General features: G+C 67.4%; 2 protein-coding genes. Both read right to left on the bottom strand.

Going from position 1 to position 466, the window contains the following annotated elements; genetic code table 11:
• The coding region (locus D7V93_RS43995) for a hypothetical protein (RefSeq protein WP_208723387.1) at positions 1 to 195 on the bottom strand (195 nt) is incomplete at its 3' end.
• 4 nt (positions 196 to 199) lie between these two features.
• The coding region (locus tag D7V93_RS43990; RefSeq protein WP_147451731.1) for a c-type cytochrome at positions 200 to 466 on the bottom strand (267 nt) is incomplete at its 5' end.

The following is a 466-nucleotide window of genomic DNA, read 5'->3' as shown; positions in this document are numbered from 1 at the left end:
GCGCATGGCCGCACCGGTGGCGCCCGGTCTCGCGTCTTGCGCAATGATGTCGATTTGAGTGCCCAGCAATTGAGTGGATGCGCGCTCCACAGTGGGGTCTGCCAGGGCCGGCCGTACGAACATGCCGACGGCCAGCAGGGGCACCCCCGCCAGGCAGCGCCGGCGGCCCAGGTTGGAAGGGGGCAGCGGATGCATGGCGCTACTGCGACTTCGCCACCATGTAGTCAACCGCAGCCTTGATGGCGTCGTCCGGCAAGGTCGATCCACCGCGTGCGGGCATGGCCCCCTTGTTGCCGTTGAAGCCCTCCAGTGCGTGCTTGTAAAGGGTGCCCTTACCTTGTGCGATGCGAGGCCCCCAGTCGGCCTTGTCGCCCGGCTTTGGTGCCCCGGCAACCCCTGCGGCGTGGCACATCGAGCAGACGTTGGCGAAGGTGCGCTTACCCAGCGCATTCTCCGGTTCCGCTGC

The organism is Corallococcus llansteffanensis (assembly GCF_003612055.1).
Classification (GTDB): domain Bacteria; phylum Myxococcota; class Myxococcia; order Myxococcales; family Myxococcaceae; genus Corallococcus; species Corallococcus llansteffanensis.
The sequence above is the reverse complement of the archived record's forward strand: the minus strand, read 5'-3'. Positions and strand labels throughout refer to the sequence as shown.